25 protein-coding genes are annotated in these 23,972 nt (G+C 49.9%); 18 read left to right on the top strand and 7 right to left on the bottom strand.

The genetic code is table 11. The annotated features are described in order from the left end of the window. Positions 1-26: 26 nt before the first annotated feature. The gene (gene pspF, locus NA389_RS01035; protein WP_001543112.1) at positions 27-1,007 is read right to left on the bottom strand and encodes a phage shock protein operon transcriptional activator; all 981 of its coding nucleotides are present in this window, start codon (positions 1,005-1,007) and stop codon (positions 27-29) included. 170 nt (positions 1,008-1,177) lie between these two features. Between pspF and pspA the strand changes: the two genes are divergently transcribed. From pspA to tyrR, 8 genes are all read left to right on the top strand, one after another. After that, positions 1,178-1,846 (top strand): phage shock protein PspA, encoded by a 669-nt coding sequence (gene pspA, locus NA389_RS01030; protein ID WP_000511000.1) that lies wholly within the window; start codon positions 1,178-1,180, stop codon positions 1,844-1,846. Positions 1,847-1,905: 59 nt separating this feature from the next. After that, positions 1,906-2,130 carry an envelope stress response membrane protein PspB gene (gene pspB, locus NA389_RS01025; protein WP_001274953.1) on the top strand — a complete coding sequence of 75 codons (225 nt, stop codon included), beginning with the start codon at positions 1,906-1,908 and terminating at the stop codon, positions 2,128-2,130. Then, a complete protein-coding gene (gene pspC, locus NA389_RS01020) occupies positions 2,130-2,489 on the top strand; it encodes an envelope stress response membrane protein PspC (RefSeq protein WP_000508936.1) in 360 nt (119 codons plus the stop codon). Before pspB ends, pspC begins: the two co-directional genes overlap by 1 nt. Before the next feature lie 22 nt (positions 2,490-2,511). Continuing rightward, positions 2,512-2,730, top strand: a complete 219-nt coding sequence (gene pspD, locus NA389_RS01015; protein ID WP_001097607.1) for a phage shock protein PspD — start codon at positions 2,512-2,514, stop codon at positions 2,728-2,730. A 75-nt stretch (positions 2,731-2,805) separates the two neighbouring features. Further along, positions 2,806-3,120: a thiosulfate sulfurtransferase PspE gene (pspE, locus tag NA389_RS01010; RefSeq protein ID WP_000913428.1), complete on the top strand. Its 315-nt coding sequence runs from the start codon at positions 2,806-2,808 to the stop codon at positions 3,118-3,120. A gap of 149 nt (positions 3,121-3,269) precedes the next feature. Next, positions 3,270-4,667 carry a YcjX family protein gene (locus tag NA389_RS01005; RefSeq protein ID WP_000825862.1) on the top strand — a complete coding sequence of 466 codons (1,398 nt, stop codon included), beginning with the start codon at positions 3,270-3,272 and terminating at the stop codon, positions 4,665-4,667. Then, the gene (locus tag NA389_RS01000) at positions 4,664-5,725 is read left to right on the top strand and encodes a TIGR01620 family protein (protein WP_001294472.1); all 1,062 of its coding nucleotides are present in this window, start codon (positions 4,664-4,666) and stop codon (positions 5,723-5,725) included. The genes NA389_RS01005 and NA389_RS01000 overlap by 4 nt, the downstream gene beginning before the upstream one ends. Positions 5,726-5,872: 147 nt before the next feature. Then, positions 5,873-7,414, top strand: a complete 1,542-nt coding sequence (gene tyrR / locus NA389_RS00995) for a transcriptional regulator TyrR (protein ID WP_001235483.1) — start codon at positions 5,873-5,875, stop codon at positions 7,412-7,414. Positions 7,415-7,503: 89 nt separating this feature from the next. Here the strand turns inward: tyrR and tpx are convergent, their stop codons facing one another. After that, entirely contained in the window at positions 7,504-8,010 is a 507-nt protein-coding gene (gene tpx / locus NA389_RS00990) for a thiol peroxidase (protein WP_000084401.1), read from the bottom strand. Between the two features lie 115 nt (positions 8,011-8,125). Here tpx and ycjG point away from each other — a divergent pair, with 115 nt between their 5' ends. Then, on the top strand, positions 8,126-9,091 hold the full coding sequence (gene ycjG, locus NA389_RS00985; RefSeq protein WP_001258075.1) for an L-Ala-D/L-Glu epimerase: 966 nt from the start codon (positions 8,126-8,128) through the stop codon (positions 9,089-9,091). On the opposite strand, the gene mpaA is transcribed toward ycjG, so the two are convergent. Further along, entirely contained in the window at positions 9,066-9,794 is a 729-nt protein-coding gene (gene mpaA / locus NA389_RS00980) for a murein tripeptide amidase MpaA (protein WP_000219102.1), read from the bottom strand. The two genes, ycjG and mpaA, sit on opposite strands and share 26 nt — an antisense overlap. 189 nt (positions 9,795-9,983) lie before the next feature. Between mpaA and NA389_RS00975 the strand changes: the two genes are divergently transcribed. After that, entirely contained in the window at positions 9,984-11,597 is a 1,614-nt protein-coding gene (locus NA389_RS00975; protein ID WP_001216560.1) for a peptide ABC transporter substrate-binding protein, read from the top strand. A gap of 96 nt (positions 11,598-11,693) precedes the next feature. On the opposite strand, the gene NA389_RS00970 is transcribed toward NA389_RS00975, so the two are convergent. Further along, positions 11,694-12,623, bottom strand: a complete 930-nt coding sequence (locus NA389_RS00970; RefSeq protein WP_000814357.1) for an aromatic alcohol reductase — start codon at positions 12,621-12,623, stop codon at positions 11,694-11,696. Between the two features lie 119 nt (positions 12,624-12,742). Between NA389_RS00970 and NA389_RS00965 the strand changes: the two genes are divergently transcribed. After that, positions 12,743-13,648 carry a LysR family transcriptional regulator gene (locus tag NA389_RS00965; protein WP_000359206.1) on the top strand — a complete coding sequence of 302 codons (906 nt, stop codon included), beginning with the start codon at positions 12,743-12,745 and terminating at the stop codon, positions 13,646-13,648. Between the two features lie 275 nt (positions 13,649-13,923). Continuing rightward, on the top strand, positions 13,924-14,793 hold the full coding sequence (locus NA389_RS00960) for an aldo/keto reductase (protein WP_000456775.1): 870 nt from the start codon (positions 13,924-13,926) through the stop codon (positions 14,791-14,793). A 90-nt stretch (positions 14,794-14,883) separates the two neighbouring features. On the opposite strand, the gene bdcA is transcribed toward NA389_RS00960, so the two are convergent. Next, on the bottom strand, positions 14,884-15,597 hold the full coding sequence (gene bdcA, locus NA389_RS00955; protein ID WP_000171958.1) for an SDR family oxidoreductase: 714 nt from the start codon (positions 15,595-15,597) through the stop codon (positions 14,884-14,886). Between the two features lie 77 nt (positions 15,598-15,674). Here bdcA and NA389_RS00950 point away from each other — a divergent pair, with 77 nt between their 5' ends. Together NA389_RS00950 and NA389_RS00945 are read left to right on the top strand one after the other, a co-directional pair. After that, entirely contained in the window at positions 15,675-16,265 is a 591-nt protein-coding gene (locus NA389_RS00950; protein WP_000208472.1) for a TetR/AcrR family transcriptional regulator, read from the top strand. A 127-nt stretch (positions 16,266-16,392) separates the two neighbouring features. Then, positions 16,393-16,629: a YgdI/YgdR family lipoprotein gene (locus tag NA389_RS00945; protein ID WP_001168013.1), complete on the top strand. Its 237-nt coding sequence runs from the start codon at positions 16,393-16,395 to the stop codon at positions 16,627-16,629. Positions 16,630-16,842: 213 nt separating this feature from the next. Here NA389_RS00945 and NA389_RS00940 read toward each other — a convergent pair whose 3' ends face one another. Both NA389_RS00940 and NA389_RS00935 read right to left on the bottom strand, forming a co-directional pair. Next, positions 16,843-17,952, bottom strand: coding sequence for a hypothetical protein (locus NA389_RS00940; protein WP_000275497.1), 1,110 nt, complete (start codon positions 17,950-17,952; stop codon positions 16,843-16,845). 389 nt (positions 17,953-18,341) lie between these two features. Then, positions 18,342-19,199 (bottom strand): GyrI-like domain-containing protein, encoded by an 858-nt coding sequence (locus NA389_RS00935; protein WP_077905324.1) that lies wholly within the window; start codon positions 19,197-19,199, stop codon positions 18,342-18,344. A 291-nt stretch (positions 19,200-19,490) separates the two neighbouring features. Here NA389_RS00935 and zirU point away from each other — a divergent pair, with 291 nt between their 5' ends. From zirU to NA389_RS00915, 4 genes are all read left to right on the top strand, one after another. Then, the gene (gene zirU / locus NA389_RS00930; RefSeq protein WP_000273676.1) at positions 19,491-20,336 is read left to right on the top strand and encodes a two-partner-like secretion system exoprotein ZirU; all 846 of its coding nucleotides are present in this window, start codon (positions 19,491-19,493) and stop codon (positions 20,334-20,336) included. A gap of 74 nt (positions 20,337-20,410) precedes the next feature. Next, a complete protein-coding gene (zirT, locus tag NA389_RS00925) occupies positions 20,411-22,393 on the top strand; it encodes a two-partner secretion translocator ZirT (protein ID WP_000232049.1) in 1,983 nt (660 codons plus the stop codon). A 26-nt stretch (positions 22,394-22,419) separates the two neighbouring features. Further along, on the top strand, positions 22,420-23,244 hold the full coding sequence (locus NA389_RS00920; RefSeq protein ID WP_001666973.1) for a ZirS family two-partner secretion-like system exoprotein: 825 nt from the start codon (positions 22,420-22,422) through the stop codon (positions 23,242-23,244). Positions 23,245-23,339: 95 nt separating this feature from the next. Beyond that, positions 23,340-23,897 (top strand): redoxin family protein, encoded by a 558-nt coding sequence (locus NA389_RS00915; protein ID WP_001062618.1) that lies wholly within the window; start codon positions 23,340-23,342, stop codon positions 23,895-23,897. Positions 23,898-23,972 lie beyond the last annotated feature (75 nt).

Here is a 23,972-nt window from a genome sequence, read left to right as displayed (position 1 = left end):
ATGTCGTCAATTAGCCGGAGAAATAGCTAAAGCTGATGCTTTTTAAGCAAGGCGCGAAACTGGTGGTAGGTGAGTGCCAGCAAATCGGCGGCTCGTTTCTGGTTAAATTTCGCCTGCTGTAAGCTACGTTGCAGCAGCGCTTTTTCCTGTTGCAGTTGAAACTCCCGCAACTTGAGCGGCAGGTCGGGCGTGGCGGTTGCCGATGGCAGGGCGGGCGCGGGCGGTTCGGCGGGATGGCGTTGAAAAGGATCGATAACAATTTCATCCAAAGGATGTTCACTACTGCCGTGGCGATACACTGAACGTTCGACTACGTTTTTCAGCTCGCGGACATTACCCGGCCAGGCGTAATGCAACAACGTTTCTTTTGCCCGATCGGTAAAACCGGGAAATAAGGGCAGACGTAGTTCACGACACATCTGAATAGCAAAATGCTCGGCCATCAGCATGATATCGCTCTGGCGTTCGCGCAGCGGCGGCAGTTGTACAACATCAAAAGCCAGCCTATCGAGCAGATCGGCACGAAATGTCCCTTCCTTCACCATGGCGGGTAAATCGGCATTGGTGGCGCATACTAATCGCACATTAACCTGTAACGGCTGGCTGCCGCCGACGCGCTCTAGCTCGCCATATTCAATCACCCGCAGCAGCTTTTCCTGTACCAGCATCGGCGCTGTCGCCAGTTCATCCAAAAACAGCGTGCCGCCATCGGCGCGTTCAAAGCGACCGGGATGACGTTTTTGCGCCCCGGTAAAAGCGCCCGCTTCATGACCAAACAGTTCGGAGTCCAGCAGATTTTCGTTAAGCGCCGCGCAGTTAAGCGAGATAAGCGGCCCCTGCCAGCGTGAAGAGAGATAGTGCAGGCGATTGGCGATAAGTTCTTTACCCGTACCGCGTTCGCCAATAATCAGCACTGGCTTATCCAGCGGCGCGAGCCGGGAGACTTGTTCCAGTACTTCAAGAAAACGGTTTGCCTCGCCGAGCAGGTTATCTTTAAATTCAGCCATGATGAAAATCGCCACTTGTTAGTGTTTTTCACCACTTTATCCTTTTTTGCTGGCGAGGTAAAACGAAACAATTTCTTTATTATCAGTGATATGAAAAGTTGGCACGCAAATTGTATTAATCATGTAGCAGGGCATCGCCCGTTATCAGAACATTATGTGAGGATTGAATTATGGGTATTTTTTCTCGTTTTGCCGACATCGTGAACGCCAATATCAATGCGTTGTTGGAAAAAGCGGAAGATCCGCAGAAGCTGGTGCGCCTGATGATTCAGGAGATGGAAGATACGCTGGTGGAGGTTCGCTCGAACTCCGCGCGTGCTTTAGCGGAAAAGAAACAGTTATCCCGTCGTATTGAACAGGCTACGGCTCAGCAGACCGAGTGGCAGGAAAAAGCGGAACTGGCTCTGCGCAAAGATAAAGACGATCTGGCGCGCGCCGCATTGATTGAAAAACAAAAGCTGACCGATTTAATTGCTACGCTTGAACAGGAAGTCACGCTGGTGGATGACACGCTGGCGCGCATGAAGAAAGAGATTGGCGAGCTGGAAAACAAACTCAGCGAAACACGCGCTCGCCAGCAGGCGCTGATGCTGCGTCATCAGGCGGCGAGTTCTTCCCGTGATGTCCGTCGTCAGCTTGACAGCGGCAAACTGGATGAAGCCATGGCGCGGTTTGAATCCTTTGAACGTCGTATCGATCAAATGGAAGCGGAAGCGGAAAGCCATCGTTTTGGTAAGCAGCAATCGCTGGACCAACAGTTTGCCAACCTGAAAGCCGATGATGAAATCAGCGAGCAGCTGGCGCAGTTGAAAGCCAAAATGAAGCAAGATAATCAATAATGACAATGGCGGCGCCGATACGCGCCGTCGCTCATCAGCTTTAGGTGTAAGGAGAACGCATGAGCGCGCTATTTCTGGCCATCCCGTTAACCATTTTTGTGTTGTTTGTGTTACCGATTTGGCTGTGGCTGCATTACAGCAACCGCGCCGGTCGGGGAGAACTGTCGCAAAGCGAGCAGCAACGCTTACTGCAACTCACAGACGACGCGCAACGTATGCGCGAGCGCATTCAGGCGCTGGAAGACATTCTTGATGCAGAGCATCCGAACTGGAGAGAGCGCTAATGGGTGGAATCAATCTGAATAAAAAACTATGGCGTATGCCGCAAAAGGGCATGTTGCGTGGCGTTTGCGCTGGGATCGCCGACTACCTTGATGTACCGGTAAAACTGGTGCGTATTCTGGTCGTGCTGTCGATTTTCTTTGGGCTGGCGTTTTTTACCGTAGTGGCCTATATCGTTCTGTCTTTTGTACTGGACCCTATGCCGGATAATCTGGCCGCAGGCAAACCGCAGCCGACCAGCGGCGAACTGCTGGATACCGTAGACAGAGAGCTTGCCGCAGGCGAAAAGCGTTTGCGAGAAATGGAACGCTACGTCACGTCAGATACGTTCACACTGCGTAGTCGTTTCCGTCAACTTTAAGTGTTATATCGGGAAGGTGAAGATGAATACTCGCTGGCAACGCGCCGGGCAGAAGGTGAAGCCCGGCTTCAAAATAGCAGGTAAGCTGGTTCTGTTGACCGCGTTACGCTACGGGCCTGCCGGCGTGGCGGGATGGGCGGTAAAATCCGTCGCCCGTCGTCCGCTAAAAATGTTGCTGGCGTTTGCGCTGGAGCCAGTACTTCGTAAGGCGGCGAATAAAATTTCGCAGCGTTACAAATAGCGAGTCTGGTCATAATATTTCGTTAAGCTCTGGCGTATAGTGTGTGCGAAATACATTACGTGTCAGGACGGGAGTATGTTGAAAAAAGGAATATTTGCGTTAGCGTTATTCATAGCCATGCCGCTTTATGCCGCAGAATACTGGATAGATGTCCGCATTCCGGAACAATATCAACGAGAGCATATTCAGGGCGCGATTAATATCCCATTGAAGGAGATTAAATCTCATATCGAAACGGTAGTTCCAGACAGGAACGATACGGTAAAGTTATATTGCAACTCCGGGCGACAGTCGGGCATGGCAAAACAAATGTTGCTTGATATGGGGTATACGCACGCGATGAATATGGGCGGCATCAGTCGTCTTGATATGCCGAAAGTAAAAAAATAGATAATCTATTGCTCAATACTCATACTAACCGCGGCGCTTAATGCGCCGTTGTTGATCTCTCCGGGTAGTTGATAATAACGTTTTTGCACATATCTATAACGCAGGCTCGTTATTATTTTTTTCTTCTCTTCAGGCTCAACAGGATGTCAATGAAGCGACTTAAAACTGAACTCAACGCGCTGGTCAATCGTGGGGTAGACAGGCATTTGCGACTTGCCGTAACCGGGTTGAGCCGCAGCGGCAAAACGGCGTTTATCACGGCGATGGTTAACCAGTTGCTTAATGTCCACGCGGGCGCGCGCTTACCGTTGCTCAGCGCGGTACGCGAAGAACGCCTGCTTGGCGTAAAGCGCGTGCCTCAACGTGATTTTGGTATTCCCCGTTTTACCTACGACGAGGGGATACTTCAGCTTTATGGCAATCCTCCCGCCTGGCCCACACCGACGCGCGGCGTGAGTGAGATTCGGCTGGCGTTGCGCTATCGCTCAAACGACTCGCTGCTGCGCCATTTTAAAGATACCTCGACATTGTATCTGGAGATTGTGGACTATCCAGGGGAATGGTTACTCGATCTGCCCATGCTGGCTCAGGATTATTTAAGCTGGTCCCGTCAGATGAACGGCTTGTTACAAGGACAACGCGCTGAGTGGGCCGCAAAATGGCGGCAACTTTGCGACGGACTCGATCCGCTGGCGCCCGCCGATGAAAACCGGCTGGCGGAGATTGCCGCCGCCTGGACGGATTATTTGCATCAGTGTAAATCGCAGGGATTGCACTTTATTCAGCCTGGACGGTTTGTTTTGCCGGGCGATATGGCGGGTGCGCCAGCGTTGCAGTTTTTCCCGTGGCCGGATGTGGACGCCTTCGGCGAGTCAAAACTGGCGCAGGTGGATAAGCAGACCAACGCTGGAATGCTGCGCGAACGCTTTAACTACTATTGCGAAAAAGTGGTCAAGGGGTTCTACAAAAATCATTTTCTACGCTTTGATCGCCAGATTGTGCTGGTCGACTGTCTGCAACCGCTTAATAGCGGGCCGCAGGCGTTTAATGATATGCGTCTCGCTTTAACGCAGCTGATGCAAAGTTTTCACTATGGTCAGCGGACTCTGTTTCGCCGCTTGTTTTCGCCGGTGATTGATAAATTGCTGTTCGCCGCGACGAAAGCCGACCATGTCACCCTCGACCAACATGCCAATATGGTGGCCTTGCTCCAGCAGCTTATTCAGGATGCCTGGCAAAATGCCGCGTTTGAAGGCATTAGTATGGATTGCCTGGGGCTGGCGTCGGTACAGGCGACCACCAGCGGCGTGATTGAGGTCAACGGCGAAAAAATCCCGGCCTTACGTGGAAACCGTTTGAGTGACGGCGCGCCGTTAACCGTGTACCCCGGCGAAGTGCCTTCGCGTTTGCCGGGGCAAGCGTTTTGGGATAGTCAGGGTTTTCAGTTCGAAGCCTTTCGTCCGCAGGTGATGGATGTTGATAAACCGTTACCGCATATTCGTCTGGACGCTGCGCTGGAGTTTTTAATAGGAGATAAGCTGCGATGAGCGAGCCGTTAAAACCGCGTATTGATTTTGCAGAACCGCTAAAGGAGGAGCCTACGTCGGCCTTCAAAGCGCAGCAAACTTTCAGCGAAGCGGAGTCGCGTACATTTGCGCCTGCAGCTATCGATGAGCGCCCGGAAGACGAAGGCGTGGCAGAAGCGGCGGTCGATGCCGCGCTGCGTCCCAAACGCAGCCTGTGGCGTAAAATGGTGATGGGAGGGCTGGCGCTGTTTGGCGCGAGCGTGGTCGGGCAAGGCGTACAGTGGACAATGAATGCCTGGCAAACTCAGGACTGGGTCGCTTTAGGCGGCTGTGCCGCAGGCGCGCTGATCGTTGGCGCTGGCGTGGGATCGGTGGTCACGGAGTGGCGGCGATTATGGCGCTTGCGCCAGCGGGCGCATGAGCGGGATGAAGCGCGTGAACTGTTACATAGCCATAGCGTCGGGAAAGGTCGCGCATTTTGCGAAAAACTGGCGCAGCAGGCGGGGATTGATCAATCACATCCGGCATTACAACGTTGGTATGCCGCTATTCACGAAACGCAAAACGACAGGGAAATCGTCGGTTTGTATGCGCATCTGGTACAGCCGGTACTTGACGCGCAGGCGCGACGTGAGATTAGCCGTTTCGCCGCGGAATCGACTCTGATGATCGCCGTCAGCCCGTTAGCGTTGGTGGATATGGCATTTATTGCCTGGCGTAATTTACGCCTGATTAACCGTATCGCAACGCTGTATGGCATTGAACTTGGTTATTACAGCCGCCTTCGTCTGTTCCGTCTGGTGTTGCTGAATATCGCGTTCGCGGGAGCCAGTGAGCTGGTGCGTGAAGTCGGTATGGACTGGATGTCTCAGGATCTGGCCGCACGCCTGTCCACGCGCGCGGCACAGGGGATTGGCGCAGGTCTCCTTACCGCTCGACTGGGAATAAAAGCGATGGAGCTATGTCGACCATTGCCGTGGATCGATAACGATAAACCACGTCTCGGTGATTTTCGTCGTCAGCTTATCGGTCAGCTAAAAGAGACGTTACAAAAGAGTAAGTCGTCGCCTGAGAAATGACCTTCCACAGGGCGCTGACTGCCTGGCTTTACGCCGCAGCGCCCGTTTTTCCGCCATGCTGTCAATATTTGTTGACAGAATCCTTCCTGCCAGCCGAATAGTGGCTTATCATCTATTTAATGGTTCATTATTCAGGTGAAGGTTCCCATGCGTCTGGAAGTCTTTTGTGAAGACCGACTTGGTCTGACCCGCGAATTACTTGATTTACTGGTGTTACGTAGCATTGATTTACGCGGAATCGAGATTGATCCCATTGGGCGAATTTATCTTAATTTTGCTGAGCTGGAATTCACCGACTTCAGCAGCCTGATGGCCGAAATCCGCCGTATTTCCGGCGTAACGGATGTCCGTACCGTTCCCTGGATGCCGTCCGAACGTGAACATCTGGCCCTGAGCGCGCTGCTTGAGGCGTTGCCGGAGCCGGTGCTCTCATTGGATATGAAGAGTAAAGTGGAGATGGCGAACCCGGCGAGTTGTCAGCTTTTTGCCCAGATCCAGGAGCGAATGCGGCACCATACCGCCGCACAATTAATCAACGGCTTCAATTTTCAGCGCTGGCTGGACGGTAACCCGCAAAGCTCCCATAACGAACATGTCGTGATCAACGGGCAAAACTTCCTGATGGAGATTACGCCGGTACATTTACAAAACGAAAATGACGAATACGTGTTGACCGGGGCGGTCGTGATGTTGCGTTCCACGATTCGTATGGGGCAGCAGCTACAGAATTTGTCCACGCAGGATCTGAGCGCGTTTAGTCAGATTATTGCCGTGAGCGCAAAGATGAAGCACGTCGTTGAGCAGGCGCGCAAACTGGCGATGCTCAGCGCGCCGCTGCTGATTACCGGCGATACGGGAACCGGCAAAGATCTTTTCGCCTATGCCTGTCATCAGGCAAGCCCTCGTTCAGCGAAGCCGTATCTGGCGCTCAACTGCGCTTCAATCCCGGAAGATGCGGTAGAAAGCGAACTATTTGGCCATGCGCCGGAAGGTAAAAAAGGCTTTTTTGAACAGGCGAATGGCGGCTCGGTGCTGCTGGATGAAATTGGTGAAATGTCGCCGCGTATGCAGGCGAAGCTGCTACGTTTTCTCAATGATGGTACGTTCCGTCGCGTCGGCGAAGATCACGAAATTCATGTTGATGTCCGCGTTATCTGCGCCACGCAGAAAAATCTGGTGGAGCTGGTGCAAAAAGGACTGTTCCGCGAAGATCTCTATTATCGACTTAACGTTCTGACGCTTAATTTGCCGCCGTTGCGCGATTGTCCGCAGGATATTATGCCGTTGACCGAACTGTTCGTGGCGCGTTTTGCCGACGAACAGGGCGTTCCGCGACCGAAACTTTCTGCCGATCTGAGTACGGTCCTCACTCGTTACGGCTGGCCGGGTAACGTTCGCCAGCTTAAAAATGCGATTTACCGGGCGCTGACGCAACTGGAAGGGTATGAGCTGCGTCCGCAGGATATCCTGCTGCCTGACTACGATGCCGCGACGGTGGCAGTCGGCGAAGATGCGATGGAAGGTTCGCTGGATGACATTACCAGTCGTTTTGAACGTTCTGTCCTGACCCAGCTTTATCGTAGCTATCCGAGTACGCGTAAACTGGCGAAACGGTTGGGGGTATCGCACACCGCGATTGCCAATAAGCTGCGTGAATATGGTCTGAGCCAGAAGAAGGGTGAAGAGTAGAAAAAAAGAAGGCCTCTGGATAGAGGCCTTCTTGTGACAAAAGAGCACCGCCTGTAGCACTGACAAACGTAGCGCCAGCAGTCGCTGGCTTATGCCTTCAGGACATTAAGCGCGGCGTCGTAATCCGGCTCGTGGGTGATTTCATCCACCAACTGGCTGAAAATAACGTTGTCGTTTTCGTCAAGCACGATGACTGCGCGCGCCGCCAAACCTTTCAGCGGGCCGTCAACGATTTCGACGCCGTAGTTTTTCAGAAACTCGTTATTACGCAGAGTGGAAAGCGTAATAACGTTGCTCAGGCCTTCCGCGCCGCAAAAACGCGACTGTGCAAAAGGCAGGTCAGCAGAAACGCACAATACGACGGTATTCTCCACTTCTGTGGCCAGTTGATTAAACTTACGAACTGATGCGGCGCATACGCCAGTATCAATGCTTGGGAAAATATTCAGCACTTTGCGTTTGCCTGCATATTGGCTGAGGGAAACGTCAGACAAATCTTTTGCGACAAGAGTAAAAGCCTGTGCTTTGCTACCAGCCTGCGGAATAACGTTGGCAACGGTGACCGGGTTACCCTGGAAATGTACAGTCTGTGACATAATTATGTTCCTATTTACTTATAGTTAACGTCGAAATCCAGTTTAAGTCATTATTCATTAACACGGCAAATACTATTTGTAGCAAGCCGCGTCCGGCGCTATCAGAGGGGAAGAGATGAGATCTGTTAAGGTATATGAGGAAACCTGGCCGTTGCATACGCCTTTCGTTATTGCGCGTGGTAGCCGAAGCGAAGCGCATGTTGTCGTTGTCGAACTGGAAGAAGAGGGCGTAAAAGGCATCGGGGAATGTACGCCATATCCACGCTATGGTGAAAGTGATGCCTCGGTCATGGCGCAAATCATGAGTATTGTGCCTCAGTTGGAAAACGGGCTGACTCGCGAAGCATTGCAGAAACTGTTGCCGGCAGGCGCGGCGCGCAACGCGGTGGATAGCGCCTTATGGGATTTGCAGGCCCGCCAGCGGCAGCAAAGCCTTGCCGGGCTGCTCGGCGTGACGCTGTCCCCGGTTTTTACTACCGCGCAAACGGTAGTGATAGGCACGCCGGAACAGATGGCAGCCAGTGCGGCGGCACTATGGGAAAAAGGGGCGACGTTGCTGAAAATCAAACTCGATGCTCGTCTGATTAGCGAACGTATGGTGGCGATCCGCGCGGCGGTGCCGGAGGCGACGCTCATTGTGGACGCCAATGAATCGTGGCGTCCGGAGGGGCTGGCGGCGCGTTGTCAGTTACTGGCGGATCTGAATGTCGCGATGCTGGAGCAGCCGCTGCCCGCGCAGGATGACGCCGCCCTGGAAAATTTTATTCATCCGTTGCCCATCTGTGCAGATGAGAGCTGCCATACTCGCAGTAGTCTGAAAGCCCTGACGGGGCGCTACGATATGATTAACATTAAGCTGGATAAAACCGGCGGTCTGACCGAGGCGCTGGCGCTGGCAACGGAGGCGCGGGAGCAAGGATTCGGCCTGATGCTGGGCTGTATGCTCTGTACATCAAGAGCGATTAGCGCCGCGCTGCCGCTTATGCCGCAGGTGAGCTTCGCCGATCTTGATGGCCCAACATGGCTGGCGGTTGATGTTGAGCCCGCGCTACGCTTTACGACGGGTCAACTCCATCTTTAGGATGCCAGCGGAGCAGATTCGACATAGCCAGCAGGTATTTTTCGCTGGCTTCATCGGCAGAAACAGGGGGAAACTCGGCGGTAATGCAGTGCAGGTTGAGGTCGGCGCACCAGCTGCCAAACGAACCGGGCGTTTCGTAACCAACGCTGGTCACCAGCGGCAACGCAAACGCATCGGCCAGCCACTCGCCTAGCTCGCTGCGACGTGGATCTTCAATGCAGGCTAGGGGATCGTGAAAAGAGACGACCCAGGCGGGTTGGAGTTGATGTATTAACTGGCAAAGCGCCTGGGTTTCCGGTTCTGAGCCGGGATGGTCGCCGGTTAGCAGCACGACATCACGCTCTTGCGCGCGGCTATTCCAGCGATAAACTGTTTCACCCGCTTTCCAGTTGGCGGCGGGAAAGTTACGGTTTAAATCAATGCCATTTGCATTTGCCCTTAATCCTAGTTGACAGCCATCAGGATTAACGGCAAGTACGACATGATGACGGCGAAGGGAAGGATTTAAGGTGCGTAACGCACAGGAGAGCGTCACCACGGATGAGGTTTCATCCCCGTGGGTGCCAGCCAGTATCAGGCCGCTTTCGCGATCGGCGGCAGGCGCCGGAAACCAGATTAGCGGTGCGCCTAGTAGCGAACGTCCATAATGTTCAGTGCCTGGCGGAAATGCGCCGCGCTCGGCACGGGGGCGGGTGACAGTCATACATGTTTCCCGAAGCTGAGACCAGTAGGGTAATCATCGTAGTGTTGTGTAAAACCCGCCGATTATCAAATGGTTTCTATTTACCCTCTTGTATGGCGCGATATCAACTTTCTGGCGGAAGATAATTGCATTTCTTTCTGCTGAAACAAATAATTACGTTGTTATTTAACTCATCTTTGAGGAACTTCTATGAGGCATTCTGTTTCAGTAACCTGTTGTGCGCTGTTGGTTAGCAGCTTTTCCCTGGCATATGCTGCGGATGTTCCCGGTGGAACGGTACTGGCAGAGAAACAAGAACTGGTGCGTCATATCAAAGATGAGCCCGCTTCGTTAGATCCAGCGAAAGCCGTTGGGCTGCCTGAAATTCAGGTGATCCGCGATCTGTTTGAAGGGCTGGTTAACCAGAACGAAAAGGGTGAAATTATCCCTGGCGTCGCCAGCCAGTGGAAGAGCAATGATAATCGTATCTGGACGTTTACGTTGCGGGATAATGCGCAATGGGCCGATGGAACGCCGGTGACCGCCCAGGATTTTGTCTATAGCTGGCAACGTCTCGTTGATCCCAAAACGCTTTCCCCCTTCGCCTGGTTTGCCGCTCTGGCTGGCATCACTAATGCGCAAGCCATTATCGACGGTAAAGCCACGCCGGATCAGCTTGGCGTCAGTGCCGTGGACGCGCACACTTTGCGTATTCAGCTTGACAAGCCGTTGCCCTGGTTTGCCAGTCTGACCGCCAGTTTTGCCTTTTATCCGGTCCAAAAAGCGAATGTTGAAAGCGGTAAAGACTGGATGAAGCCGGGAAAACTGATCGGCAATGGCGCGTATGTGCTTAAAGAGCGCGTGGTAAATGAAAAACTGGTGGTCGTGCCTAATACGCATTACTGGGATAACGCGAAAACGGTACTGCAAAAAGTGACATTTTTACCCATTAACCAGGAGTCGGCTGCGACGAAACGTTATCTTGCCGGTGATATTGATATCACCGAATCTTTCCCTAAAAATATGTACCAGAAATTATTGAAGGATATTCCAGGGCAAGTTTATACGCCGCCGCAATTAGGGACTTATTATTATGCGTTTAATACGCAGAAAGGGCCGACGGCGGATTCCCGCGTTCGTCTGGCGCTAAGTATGACCATTGATCGCCGTTTGATGGCGGAAAAAGTCTTAGGTACCGGTGAAAAACCGGCCTGGCATTTTACACCGGATGTCACGGCAGGATTTAAGCCCGATCCTTCACCGTTTGAACAAATGAGCCAGGAAGAACTTAATGCCCAGGCGAAAACATTGCTGCGTGCAGCAGGCTACGGATCGCAGAAGCCGCTTAAATTAACCCTGCTTTACAATACCTCAGAAAACCATCAGAAAATCGCGATTGCGGTGGCGTCAATGTGGAAGAAAAATCTGGGGGTGGATGTGAAATTGCAAAACCAGGAGTGGAAAACGTATATCGACAGCCGGAATACCGGTAATTTTGATGTTATTCGCGCCTCCTGGGTGGGTGATTACAACGAACCGTCGGCTTTCTTATCCTTATTAACGTCCACGCATACGGGGAATATTTCACGCTTTACTAATCCGACTTATGACAAAATCCTGACGCAAGCGACGATGGAAAATACCGCCGAAGCGCGTAACGCGGATTACAATGCAGCGGAGAAAATTTTAACGGAACAAGCGCCTATAGCGCCTATTTATCAGTATACCAATGGCCGGTTAATTAAACCGTGGGTAAAGGGATACCCCATTACTAACCCGGAAGATGTGGCCTATAGCCGTACGATGTATATCGTGAAGCACTGATGCGTACTGGTTTCTTGTTAACGCAAGGTAGCCACGCCCGCCGCCTGATGCTGGCAGAAGGCATGGGAATTAAGCGATCGCCTGATGCCGCCGTTCTCATTGGTGTGTTTTCAGCCAGGCGGCAATATCCTGTGTCGGCAGATGATGTTGTGCATTCCAGGTGTCACTCATCGGCCACCACATACCGTCACCACGCGCAAAGGCGACGCGATAGCGCAGCATTGGGTCATGCGGATGTAAACGGAGCTGCTCCTGTAAGTCAGGTAGCGTCAATACGCCTCGGGTAAAAGTTTGCTGCGTCACGCGTTCGACCGTTTCCGCCAGTTTTGCATAAGAGGTCGTTTCCCCCGCGACAAAGACGACTTCGTTAGTGATACGCGGCTGATGCAGATAAATTTCAGTGGTCAGGCGACCAATATCCGCAGGCGACGTGACGGTGACCTGCATTTCCCATCCGCCGAGGGCATTGATGGTTTTTTTGGCTAAGTTGACCACATCAAAGGCCGGTTCGAAGAGAAAAGAGGTAAATATACCGGTTGAAACAATCACCCACTCTGTGACGTTTTGCTCGCGCAAAAGCGTCCTGACGTCATACTGTTCGTCCCACACCGGCTGGCCGCTGCCTTTGCCGACCACATCGTAATTCACGCCAAACTGCCAGGGGAAATAGCGCTTAACGCCCGCCTCCAGTACCGCGCGGGTGATTTTTATCTGGGTACCCGCACCGGCGACAAACCCCATACAATTGATGATCGTATCAAAACCGCGGAATTGATCTTTTAACGCTGCAACCGAACTGCCCGCGATGTCGACCGGGATAAACCGCGCACCGGCATCTGCCAGTTGTTGATGAATGCTGGAACGTCGTTTGCTCTGTTTATCCCTGGATTGCCCTGACACAATAACGCTAACGGAACCATTACGCTGTGTGACCGCCGGAACCAACGACGCCAGCACTGACGCCCCCAGTTGTCCCGCGCCCAGCACCAATACTTTTTCACCTACCTGATTATTGGATTGTTTCATTTGCCCCTCTCTGTGTTGGTTCACCTGTAGATTAAAGATTACGTCAGGGTTCTGCGTTCGATAAGACGCCGAAGACGGGTTAGACTGTTCTGATAAATGGGATAATTGGCGGGGGGAAAATGGACAAGCTGGAAGCGATGCAGGTCTATGTTTGCGTAGTGGATACCCATAGTTTTATCAGAGCCGCCGAAGTGCTGGGCGTGCCGCGCTCAACGGTATCGCGGGTGGTTAAAGAATTGGAATCCTGGCTTAAGATTCAGCTTTTGCAACGTACAACCCGCAAACTTAGCGTGACCGCAGAGGGGCGGCGTTACTACGAAGAGTGCAAAAGAGTACTGGCAGATATCGCGGCCATGGAGTCGTCATTTCCCGGCCGGGCGGCACAACCCAAAGGGCGTTTTAAAGTAGGGATGCCGCAATCTCTCGCCCGGCATTGCATTATTCCCACGCTCCCGGCCTTTTTGCGCCAGTATCCGGAGCTGGAGCTGATACTTTGTTCCAGCGATAGCGTGGAGGATATTATCCTGCAAGGGTATGACTGCGTGATTCGGGCCGGCAGGATCGATGATTCCACCACGCTGGTTGCCCGTCCACTTGCCAGCTTTAACTGGGTGATAGCAGCATCGCCCACTTACATTGAGCGTTACGGTAGCCCTGAAAATTTAGATGATCTGCAAAAACACCATGCGGTCGGCTACCTGAACCACCGCACCGGGCGTACCACCGACTGGTTTTTTACGCGTGAGGGGAAGGATTACGCGATGCGGGTGCAGGAGACGCTGGTTGTCGATGATACGGACGCTTATATTCAGGCCGGAATACAGGGGCTGGGGTTAATTCGCGTCGCCAGCTATCTGGTTGCGCCGTATCTGCACAGTGGGGCGCTGGTGACCTGCATGGACAACCATTCTTATGATTTGCCGCTTGCGCTGGTCTATCCGCAAAACAGGTTTCTGCCGCCTACGGTACGCGCTTTTTATGACTGGTGCAAAACGGCGCTGAGCCAGCCGGAGTCTCTTCGCTAAAAAATATTATTCCGGATATCGCATTGCCTGTTCAGAAAACTTTTTCACAGACGGTCCAAATGACGGTACTGGTTTTGACGCATAAGTAAAAGGCTTTATCAAACAGGTGCTACACGGCGAGGATATAGCAAGCACTGAACGTTTGGATGCAATAAAAAATCTGTACAACTGTTATTAATGAACTTTTTGTATAAAAATAATCGGATTTAACAATACTCATTGTACCTGTCTTTTGCTCTTATCATGGCGTCTTTACAACGAAAGGGTGCTTTAGCGTGGAATATTCAATATTAAGTAACAACCTTAAAATGCCTATGGTGGGTTTTGGCGTTTTTAAGGTAACCGACAAAGAAGAATGTCAGCAGTCAGTGTTAAGCGCTATTCGCAGTGGTTATCGTCTTATCGATACCGCTGCGGTATACGGCAATGAAGATGCCGTTGGTGACGCTGTTCGTGAAGCCATCGCGACAGGCCTGTGTACCCGTGAGGAGTTATTTATTACTTCTAAACTGTGGGTGCAAGATATGGCTAACTACGATCTGGCCAAAGCAGGTATTGAAGCGTCGCTGAAAAAATCCGGGTTAGATTATTTTGATCTCTATTTATTGCATCAGGCAATGGGCGATTATTTTAGTGCGTGGCGCGCGCTGGAAGACGCTTATGAAGCCGGTAAACTAAAAGCCATTGGCGTGTCCAACTTCTATGCGCATGTGTTAGCCAACTTCTGTGAAACCGTCAGAATTACGCCAATGGTAAACCAGGTCGAATTGCATCCATACTTTGCACAACCCGCCGCGCTGGAAACCATGAAGCATTATAACGTTCAGCCTGAAGCGTGGGCGCCGTTAGGCGGCGGGAGACATAAACCGTATGAAAATGTCATGCTTCAAAGGATTGCCGATGCCCATCAAAAAACCATCGCGCAAGTTGTCCTGCGTTGGAACGTGCAGCGTGGCGTCACGGTTATTCCTAAATCCACTCGACAGGAACGTATTGAAGAGAACTTTGCCATCTGGGATTTCTCACTAACGGATAACGAAATGGCTCAAATCAACGCCCTTGATTTAGGCTACGTTGGCGAAGCGGTGAAGCATTTTAATCCTGAATTTGTTCGCGGTTGTCTTGGCGTTAAAATCCACGATTGATCCCGGCGCTTGCAGATGTTTTCTCGCATGAACAGCTTCTAACACGGTTGCCGGAGCGTAGACGGCAACCGTGTGATATTCGCCTGGCCGTCAGGCGCCGAAGGCACCATCGATGGTGTGCATCGCGCCGGTGACGAAAGAGGCTTCCGGACCGGCAAGCCATGCCACCATTCCAGCCACTTCTTCAGGTCTTCCGTGTCGTTTGATCGCCATGAAACTGTGCATCAGCTCTTTCATGGGGCCATCTTCCGGATTGATGTCGGTATCAATGGGGCCTGGCTGCACCACATTTATCGTAATCCCGCGGGGGCCAAAATCACGGGCCAGGCCGCGCGCCAGCCCTTGCAGGGCTGATTTACTGGCGGCGTACGCGGCCATTCCCGGTACGGGCATCCGATCGCCATTCACGGAACCGATAATAATAATGCGTCCACCTTCCGGCATGTTGCGGGCTGCTTCGACTGACGCATGGTAAGGCGCATGGATATTAATACGGAACAAACGATCTATCGCATCGCTATCTTGTTCCAGCGCATCGCCGAAGAGAGCCACGCCCGCATTGACGACCAGAATATCCAGTGGTCCGTACTCACGCACGAGGCTGATGATGGCATCACGATCGGCGCTATCCGTCTGGATGGCGGTGCTTCCAGTTTCCGCTGCCAGTTTTTCGGCGGCTTCACGCGATCCGGCGTAGCTGAAAACGACCGATGCGCCGTCAGCGCTAAAGCGTCGTACAATAGCCGCGCCGATACCACGACTTCCCCCTAAAACCAGTACAGATTTGTTGCGAAATAGCGTCATCAGGATGTCCTTTATGATATTGTAGTAGCCACTACAATATGCGCAATGAAATCATGCCGTCAAGGAGTTATGTAGTAATGACTACAAAACATAGCCGAACGCCGGGTCGCCCTCGCCAGTTCGATCCGGAGCAAGCCATTGAAACCGCTCAACACTTATTTCATTCGCGCGGCTACGACGCGGTGAGCGTAGCGGATCTGACAAAAGCGTTCGGGATCAATCCTCCCAGTTTCTATGCGGCGTTTGGCAGCAAGCTGGGGCTGTATACTCGCGTATTAAAACGTTACAGGATGACCGACGCGATTCCGCTCGGGGCGCTTCTGCGTCACGATCGCCCGACCGCGAAGTGCCTTATCGATGTGCTAATGGAAGCGGCAAGACGTTACGCTGCCGATCCTGATGCCACCGGATGTCTGGTTCTGGAGGGCGCTCATTGTAACGATAAACCGGCACGAGAGGCCGCCTGCGAGTTTTACATCGCTGCTGAAAACCTGATTCGCACTTATGTCGCCATGCGGTATCCGCAAGAGGCTGACCGGATGACTGACTTTATGGGGACGCTAATGGCGGGACTTTCCGCCAAGGCGCGAGCGGGGTATAGCCTGGAGCGTCTTCAGGAGAGTGTACTTCTGGCTGGAGATGTGCTGGAGCGATTACTGCCGGATTAACGCAGCGCATCAAAAAACCTGAGCCAATCAGTACGGGCAAACAGGGAGCAATAGCCCTAATCATCCATCTTGCCGTTGCGGTATTCGGTAAAGTACATCAAAAATAGAGGTGTCAGGGAAACGAGAGATGCAAAAATGTAGTCTTATTACGGTACTTAGCTTATCAGTGTTGATGCTAGCCGGATGTACAACGACCTATACCATGACGACCCGGACGGGAGATATTATTGAAACGCAGGGTAAGCCGGAGGTTGACACCGCAACCGGAATGACGAAATACGCTGATGCTTATGGTTATCATCGCGTCATTAAAACCAGTGAAATAGTGCAGACGACAGAAGGCGCATCGAAGCTGGACTGGTAATGCGCTAAAGCAGTTGGGAGGCCGTGTCCAGTATGGGTACCGGACTGTTTCTGGGCCTGAATTGAATAGAGTGCCTGTATAGCCGAATACAGGGTCTCAGCTTGATTTGTGTCGTCAGTTATTTGGTTTTTCCCTGTATAGTGAAGATAAACAGTACTCATGGCTAACGGTCTGTTTTGGATTGCTAACTATCCCGGATTCTGCGCGTTTTATTTAGTCACAACCATGGTTAAGAATATTTTGGGTCAGACTTACACGCCGGGTATTAAGATAATCCGTCGCATAGAGAGCTTGATCGGCATCATTCGGTTCAAGAAGAAACGGCGTGACTTTAGGTATGAGATCAGCAAACAGGTTATATTGATCCACAGAGGCAAAATGCTGGGTAGCGCTGGCCCAGGGCATTCGCATCAGCTCCGCGTAAGAAGGGGATAGTTGAACAGGCAAATCAAATTCTTTCAGATTAGCAAGCATCTCCTTACTCATATAAAATGTGACCCTGTTTCGCGAAAAGGTGTTAAGTACTGCCTTCAGTCGTTTAACTTTTGCTTCTTTACTCATGCTATTATCAAAAAAACGTGGTGAAAGCATAATAGCAATCGATGCGTTTGATGAAATAACATTATGTAGTGGTTTCAGGGCTACAACAATCTGATCGTTTGTGAAGATACGCTGCGTACCAGAGGAGGTAGTATAGTTTCCACCCAGCCAGATCACATAATCCGTTGTTTTGAGGGGAAGCGCTTTTTCCGGTATATTACCCCTGTCAGGTGCCACTGTTTCAATTGCTAGTGAGTCTTGTCCCCAGACATTATTTACTTTAGAACTCAAAAAATTATATTCTGAAATGTTCCTTAGTTTTAGTAGAGTTATCTGTGAGCGGGTAAAAAAGAGATTGAATCTCACTTTGTTCTGCAATTGCCGAAGTAATCTGAGCGCGTTCTGATCGATCAGATGACTATAAAGACCAACAGTTTTTCCGGAAAGTATTGCTGAGGCATTGTTCGCAAGAAGCATTTCTTTTATAGCTCCTTGCCCAATAATCAGTACGCAACTGTATTTTTCTGGTCTGATTTTATCTATGGGGATATCGGTAAGATTGACCAGGTCAGGAGTGCCATGCCGCCAATTATCATGAATGACTGTGGCTCCGGAGGCGTCTCCTCCGGCTCCCCTGGTGATAATAAGAGGAGGGGGGGTACTGGCATGTGCGATATACGAAAAACAAGCTACCATTGCTAGCGCTGTGTTTCTGATGGTTGTATACATATCGTCTGCCCTGATTTCGAAAATATGAATAATGTCTCCTCTTATAATGTACATCAAAAAGAGAACATTTTAATTAAACGTTATCTCAACGAGATAAAAGGTTAGCACAGGAAAGTATAGAGAGAATGTAATCATACCAACATTATAGATGTGGGAGCATGAAGGCCCCGCAAGCCGCCCGGCCAGCATACTCCCATTAATAGTTAAAGTATGGACTTTGCTTTTACCGTAAACTGTAGCCAATATTACCTGATCACTACACCGTACAGTACTGTCAGAAACCTGGCTCCGGTGTTGCGTGACAACAAGTTATTTTCTCAATCCTTTCAAAATGTTAACTTATTTAATAGTCACTTATTTTATCAGAATCAATACTGAGAGTTTTATTACCGCTCTGAAAAGAGAAGGCTTTTCAGATGAAATACGTGGATGGTACGAAGTCATTACAGTACAGGGATATAATAATAAAGATCGACAATGGATTCATTATTCTGTTGCTTTTGGACGGATGCCAAATGGAAGTATTCAATATCTTCTCCTTCTCTCCTGATAAGATTCAGTTTTGGCAATATACACATATATATTGTATTGGAAAATTGTTGATATTTTTCCTTATGACCAACGAAATGGAATTTTGCATATTTACCACATTTTATTACCCTCGACATGGGCATTTTGCCTCCATCGACGGAATTATGTTCCATACCAAAAAAACTGCTTACGGCGATGACCTGGTCATTGGTATTATCTGGCTTAAAAGACGAGAGACAATACACATTTTCGCCCCACGTTCTGAGCGTCTCATGAATGATTTTCCATTTTATAGGCGACGCTTTTTTAGGAAGGTCATTTGTTGCGATCTGATGAGATGTTTGAAATCCGAAAATTTCTTTTGACGTAAGCTGACAAATTTCGAACTGATAATGCTCATCACAGTCAAGCCAGTAGGGAGGCCGTAGGTTTCTGAGATCCCAGAAATCAGCCTTGCGATAGTTATTGGGATTGACACCAAATGTTTTTTTGAACTCTCGACTATAGGACTGCACTGAATCAAACCCCATTCTGAACGCGATATCTGTGACCGACTGAGAGGTCAGCTTTAGCAGAGTGGCGCTTCTGCTCAACTTGCGTTGTCTGATATATTTTCCGATAGAGACTCCACACTTTTCTTTAAAAAAATCCTGCAAACTCCTTCGCGAATAACCTGTTATAACAACCAGCTTTTCAATATCAATCCTCTCTTCAATATTTTTTTCTATTTGCTCTAATACTGAGATTATTATGGCTTTTTTCATCATCATTCCTCTTTATTGAAGCCGAAAATATAAATATTTAAGGTATTTGACATACTGTGTTATTAAACTAGTGGGGTTGTTAGCTTTTCTGGCAAAACAAGAAATATTTAAATTTCTTGACGTTTTTGAATAAACTTTACACTTGGAGATCGGTTTTTGCCAGTAAAGCTAAGTAATTAGCATGGCGAAGGGCATAATTTCACAAGGGGTTAAAATGATTGAATAACCCTGAATTTTTAGCTCGTGAGATTATAAATCTCGTAATTATTTCTAATGATTAAATAAAAGGGAATTGTTTTGTACTTCAAAAAATCTTTATTAGCGTTAGCGATTTGTGCATCCGTGGTCTCAGTAGAGGCGGTGGCGAATACCAGAGCCAATGATATGGCTTCTTCTGCTACACCTGCTTCTGTTGGTCACCGTCCTGTGGCAACTACTAATGCAAAAAAGATAGAAGTGTCTGGGGAACTGACGACCGGTTCAACCCTCCAGATAGCGGATGTTTTTATTAGGGATGAGGATGGGGATCCCTTATCGCTGGATAAAATGAATAATGCCGACGATATTAAATGGTACCTGGTGGATAATGAGGCTGCCGATCCTTCTGGAACCCCGGCGGCAACCGGGACGGCTTTTACCATTCCTGCTGATGCAGGCGGTAAAAAAATTAAAATCGTTTACCGGATTAAGACGGCAACGGGGACGCCGGATAGTGCATTCTTGCCTGCCACTGTCTTATTAACTTCTTCATCTTCTGGCGTGGGCGGCGACTCCGCCGCAGACGGTACGATTTCTAATAAGCTACGTTCTGTCACTATCAATGTGGTGAATGAAAGTGGTAAACCAACTGATGAACTCAACGGTACCAATGACGCCAACACCCCAGTGGTGGGCGGCACCCTTGAAGCGGTACTGGAATGTGCCGCCACAGCGGCGGCTGAGTGTGAGGTCAGTAATTATAACTTTACCTGGCAGATGGCGGATGCCGGGACACCAGATAAGTTCACCGATCTGAATAATACCAACGCTGAAAAACATAAATATATTATTAAGGGAACTGAGCAGAATAAACTGTTCCGTGTCCACGTTACGCCTAAAACGACGAAAGCCACGCCGGAGAATAAACGCGCTATCCGTCGCTGATGGTTATCGCCAAATAAACATCTTATTTTAATACTCCCTCTGCCAGGCAGGGGGATATAGCAGGAGACAATAAAGTGGTTTTTTCTAAAAAACCCATTACTAAATATATAACCTGGGCCATTGTTACCAGTCAGATTTCACTCCCGGTCATCGCTGATAGCGATAATGAAATTCAGTCGTGGATTGCGGGGACGGCATCGTCTATTTCTCCGCATCTGCAGGAGGGGACGCTGGAGGATTATGCCAAAGGAAAAATAAAGGCATTACCAGGGCAAGCCGCTAATCATTTGGTGAACGAGGGGATGAAGAGCGCTTTTCCGGCGATTATTTTCCGTGGTGGCGTCAATCTTGAAGATGGCGCGAAATATCGCTCATCAGAGTTCGATATGTTTATTCCCGTCGAGGAAACAACATCGTCTTTACTCTTTGGCCAGCTTGGCTTTCGCGACCACGACAGCAGCAGTTTCGATGGCCGCACCTATGTTAACGTTGGTGTGGGTTATCGCCAGGAGGTCAATGGATGGCTGCTCGGCGTCAATACATTTCTGGATGCCGACATCCGTTATTCCCACTTACGTGGCGGCATTGGCGGGGAAGTTTATAAAGACAGTCTGGCCTTTTCCGGCAACTATTATTTCCCTCTCACCGGCTGGAAAACGTCAGCAGTTCATGAATTACATGATGAGCGTCCGGCATATGGCTTTGATCTGCGAACAAAAGGCACGCTTCCCGATTTTCCCTGGTTCAGTGGCGAGCTGACATATGAACAGTATTACGGGGATAAAGTTGATCTATTGGGTAACGGTACATTAAGCCGGAATCCCCGCGCCGCAGGTGCGGCTCTGGTCTGGAATCCTGTCCCCTTGCTTGAGGTCAGAGCAGGATATCGGGACGCCGGTAACGGCGGCTCGCAGGCAGAGGGCGGTCTGAGAGTCAACTATTCCTTCGGTACGCCGTTACATGAACAGCTTGATTACCGCAACGTTGGGGCGCCGTCAAATACGACTAATCGGCGTGCCTTTGTCGATCGTAATTACGATATCGTCATGGCGTATCGGGAGCAGGCCAGTAAAATCCGCATTACGGCAATGCCAGTGTCAGGCCTGTCCGGGACGCTGGTGACATTAATGGCGACGGTAGATAGCCGTTACCCGATTGAGAAGGTTGAGTGGTCGGGTGATGCGGAGCTTCTCGCCGGGCTCCAGCTTCAGGGGAGTCTGGGCAGCGGCCTTATCCTTCCACAACTTCCGCTGACGGCGACCGACGGTCAGGAGTATAGCCTTTATTTAACGGTGACTGACAGCCGGGGTACTCGCGTGACCTCCGAGCGTATCCCGGTAAGGGTGACACAGGATGAGACCAGTTTCCGTTCCTGGATAAATGTTATCAATGACGATGTTCAGGTTGAGGATGGCAACTTTGTTGTCAGTACGCCGCTTCCCGCCGGAGAAGAGGGGAAGGTTATTGAGTGGCACTACGTGCGCGAGCGCTCTGAAGAGGAGTGGGCGTCGCTCAAACCACGTAATATTAAGTATCAATCAGATACGCCGGGTCTGGCATTTAAAGCGCTCGGTGGTAGAGAGCGTGACGGCCATTGGGTTGAACGGGTTCTGGTGACCCATATCGGCGATGATGCCCGCTCGCTCAAATTACATATTGAAGCAAGCGGACCAGACGATAAACATCCGGTGAAGGGTACCGTACTACTACAAGCGCAGTCAGACAGTATTGCGCAGAAGGTCACTTCTGTGGAGGTGCTTTTTACGCCGGGTACTGAAGAAGCCAACGGAAGCGTTACCGCGCCAGTCGTCGGAACGGAAATGCGAGCCAGAACGCTTTGTATAAATAACACGGACTGTACTGATGCGTTTAATTATCAGTGGGAAATCTCGGATGAAATGAAATCCTGGCAATCCGTACCGGGGGCGACAAAAGCCACCTGGCTTATCCCTTATAGCCTTAACGGGGAATCGCTACAGAATAAATATATTCGCGTCAGAATTATTTCTGATAAAGAAAATGCTAAGAGTTCTACCGCAGCATCTGATGCGAATTAATGTTTTAAAAAGGATCAACAGTGCGTATGTCGAAACATAATCTTATTATCTATAGCCTGCTTCTGGCGGCTGCGCCGATAAGCGTCTTGGCGGATTCGTCGACAACGTCCGCGGCAACCGTCGGGATGTTTTCTCCTCCTACGGCGCCGAGCGTTGGGCACAGGCCTAGTTCGCCGTTGAGTGATTATGGGTTGGAATTGAATGGGTATTATGGATATTTTGAATCATATATACCTATACCAGGCATGCTTTTAAAAGCAAGAATGGTTGGGAGAGTCAGTGATCTTGATTCTGAAAAATATCAAGCTAATGAAACGGCTACCACAGTATGTACGTATTATCGCGTTGAGAAAGATGACTCACAGCATGAGCTTCTACGTGAAAAGCCGTGTAAATATGAAATTGTTATCAGCGAGGATAATGTAGGTTCGAAGATAAGAATTGAGCATTATAACGAAACAGATATGGTCTCAGCACCAGGATATACGCCTGTGCCGATGGTTTCTGAACTCCATTCTATTGAAACAAAACGTATAGTTAAATTGAGTAAAGATTTATCTGTCATTAGTGCAGATAAATCTTTACTGATGCCAGGAGAGAGTGCTGTTGTGAAAATTATTGTTAAAGATATAAATAATAACCCCATATCTAATCTCAATCTCCAGTGTGGGCATTTTTCAACAGGAAGTTGGAATAGTCGATGCGATATCAAAGCCGGGGGTAATCCCGGAGAGTATCTTCAGACGGTAACTTATAATGGAGGTTCAAATGGAGAGTTGAAATTGACATATGAATATTTTGGGGAATTGATTAAAGATAAATTTACTATCTCCGGGACAATAAAAAAGTAGAGTAAAAACAGCAATGAATAATGGGTTGGCTTTTATTTCACTGCTCTTATTATGGATGTTGACTTGGTTCTTTAGTAGATTGCTAAATAATTATTATGGCTAAAATAATACAAACGTTAAAAGGAGAACTTTTTATGACACCAGCAACAACACAAGATTATATCTCATTGGGTCAGGAACACGCTGTCACCTTTGGCAAAACGCAGCTGACCCTCAAACCCGGTATACTGGCTGAAGGCAAACCATTACCCTGCACAAAGGGGCTGGTGAGCCATAATTTATTACCGGGTTACTGTATCCCGGGGATAAAAAAGCGGATTATTGTCGTCCCGTCACTGGATACGCCGGTTTGTGAATGGCAGGTAAAAGACTATAGTGACCGCCTTAAATCAGCGGGTAGCCACTCAAACCGGGCGGTATATGTGCTGAGTATGGATACGCCATTTGCTCAGGCCCGTTTTATTCGGGAACATGATATTCATCCCGGCATAACCTTTTTTTCTGACTACGCTTGCCGCCAGTTTTTGGATAATTCCGGGCTGAAAATTAATGAGCTCAGTATTTTTGCCAGAGCGTTGATAGAGTGCGATGAAAACAATGTGGTTACGCGTGTTAGTGTACCACGAGATATCACTCATCTTCCTGTTTACTAATCACTTATATCAGCACGCCCCTGCACAGAGAACCGAATAACCGGCAATGCAGGGGCGCAGGCATTCTCTTGTGTG

The organism is Salmonella sp. NW645 (genome assembly GCF_051703725.1).
Taxonomy (GTDB): domain Bacteria; phylum Pseudomonadota; class Gammaproteobacteria; order Enterobacterales; family Enterobacteriaceae; genus Salmonella; species Salmonella enterica.
The sequence above is the reverse complement of the archived record's forward strand: the minus strand, read 5'-3'. Positions and strand labels throughout refer to the sequence as shown.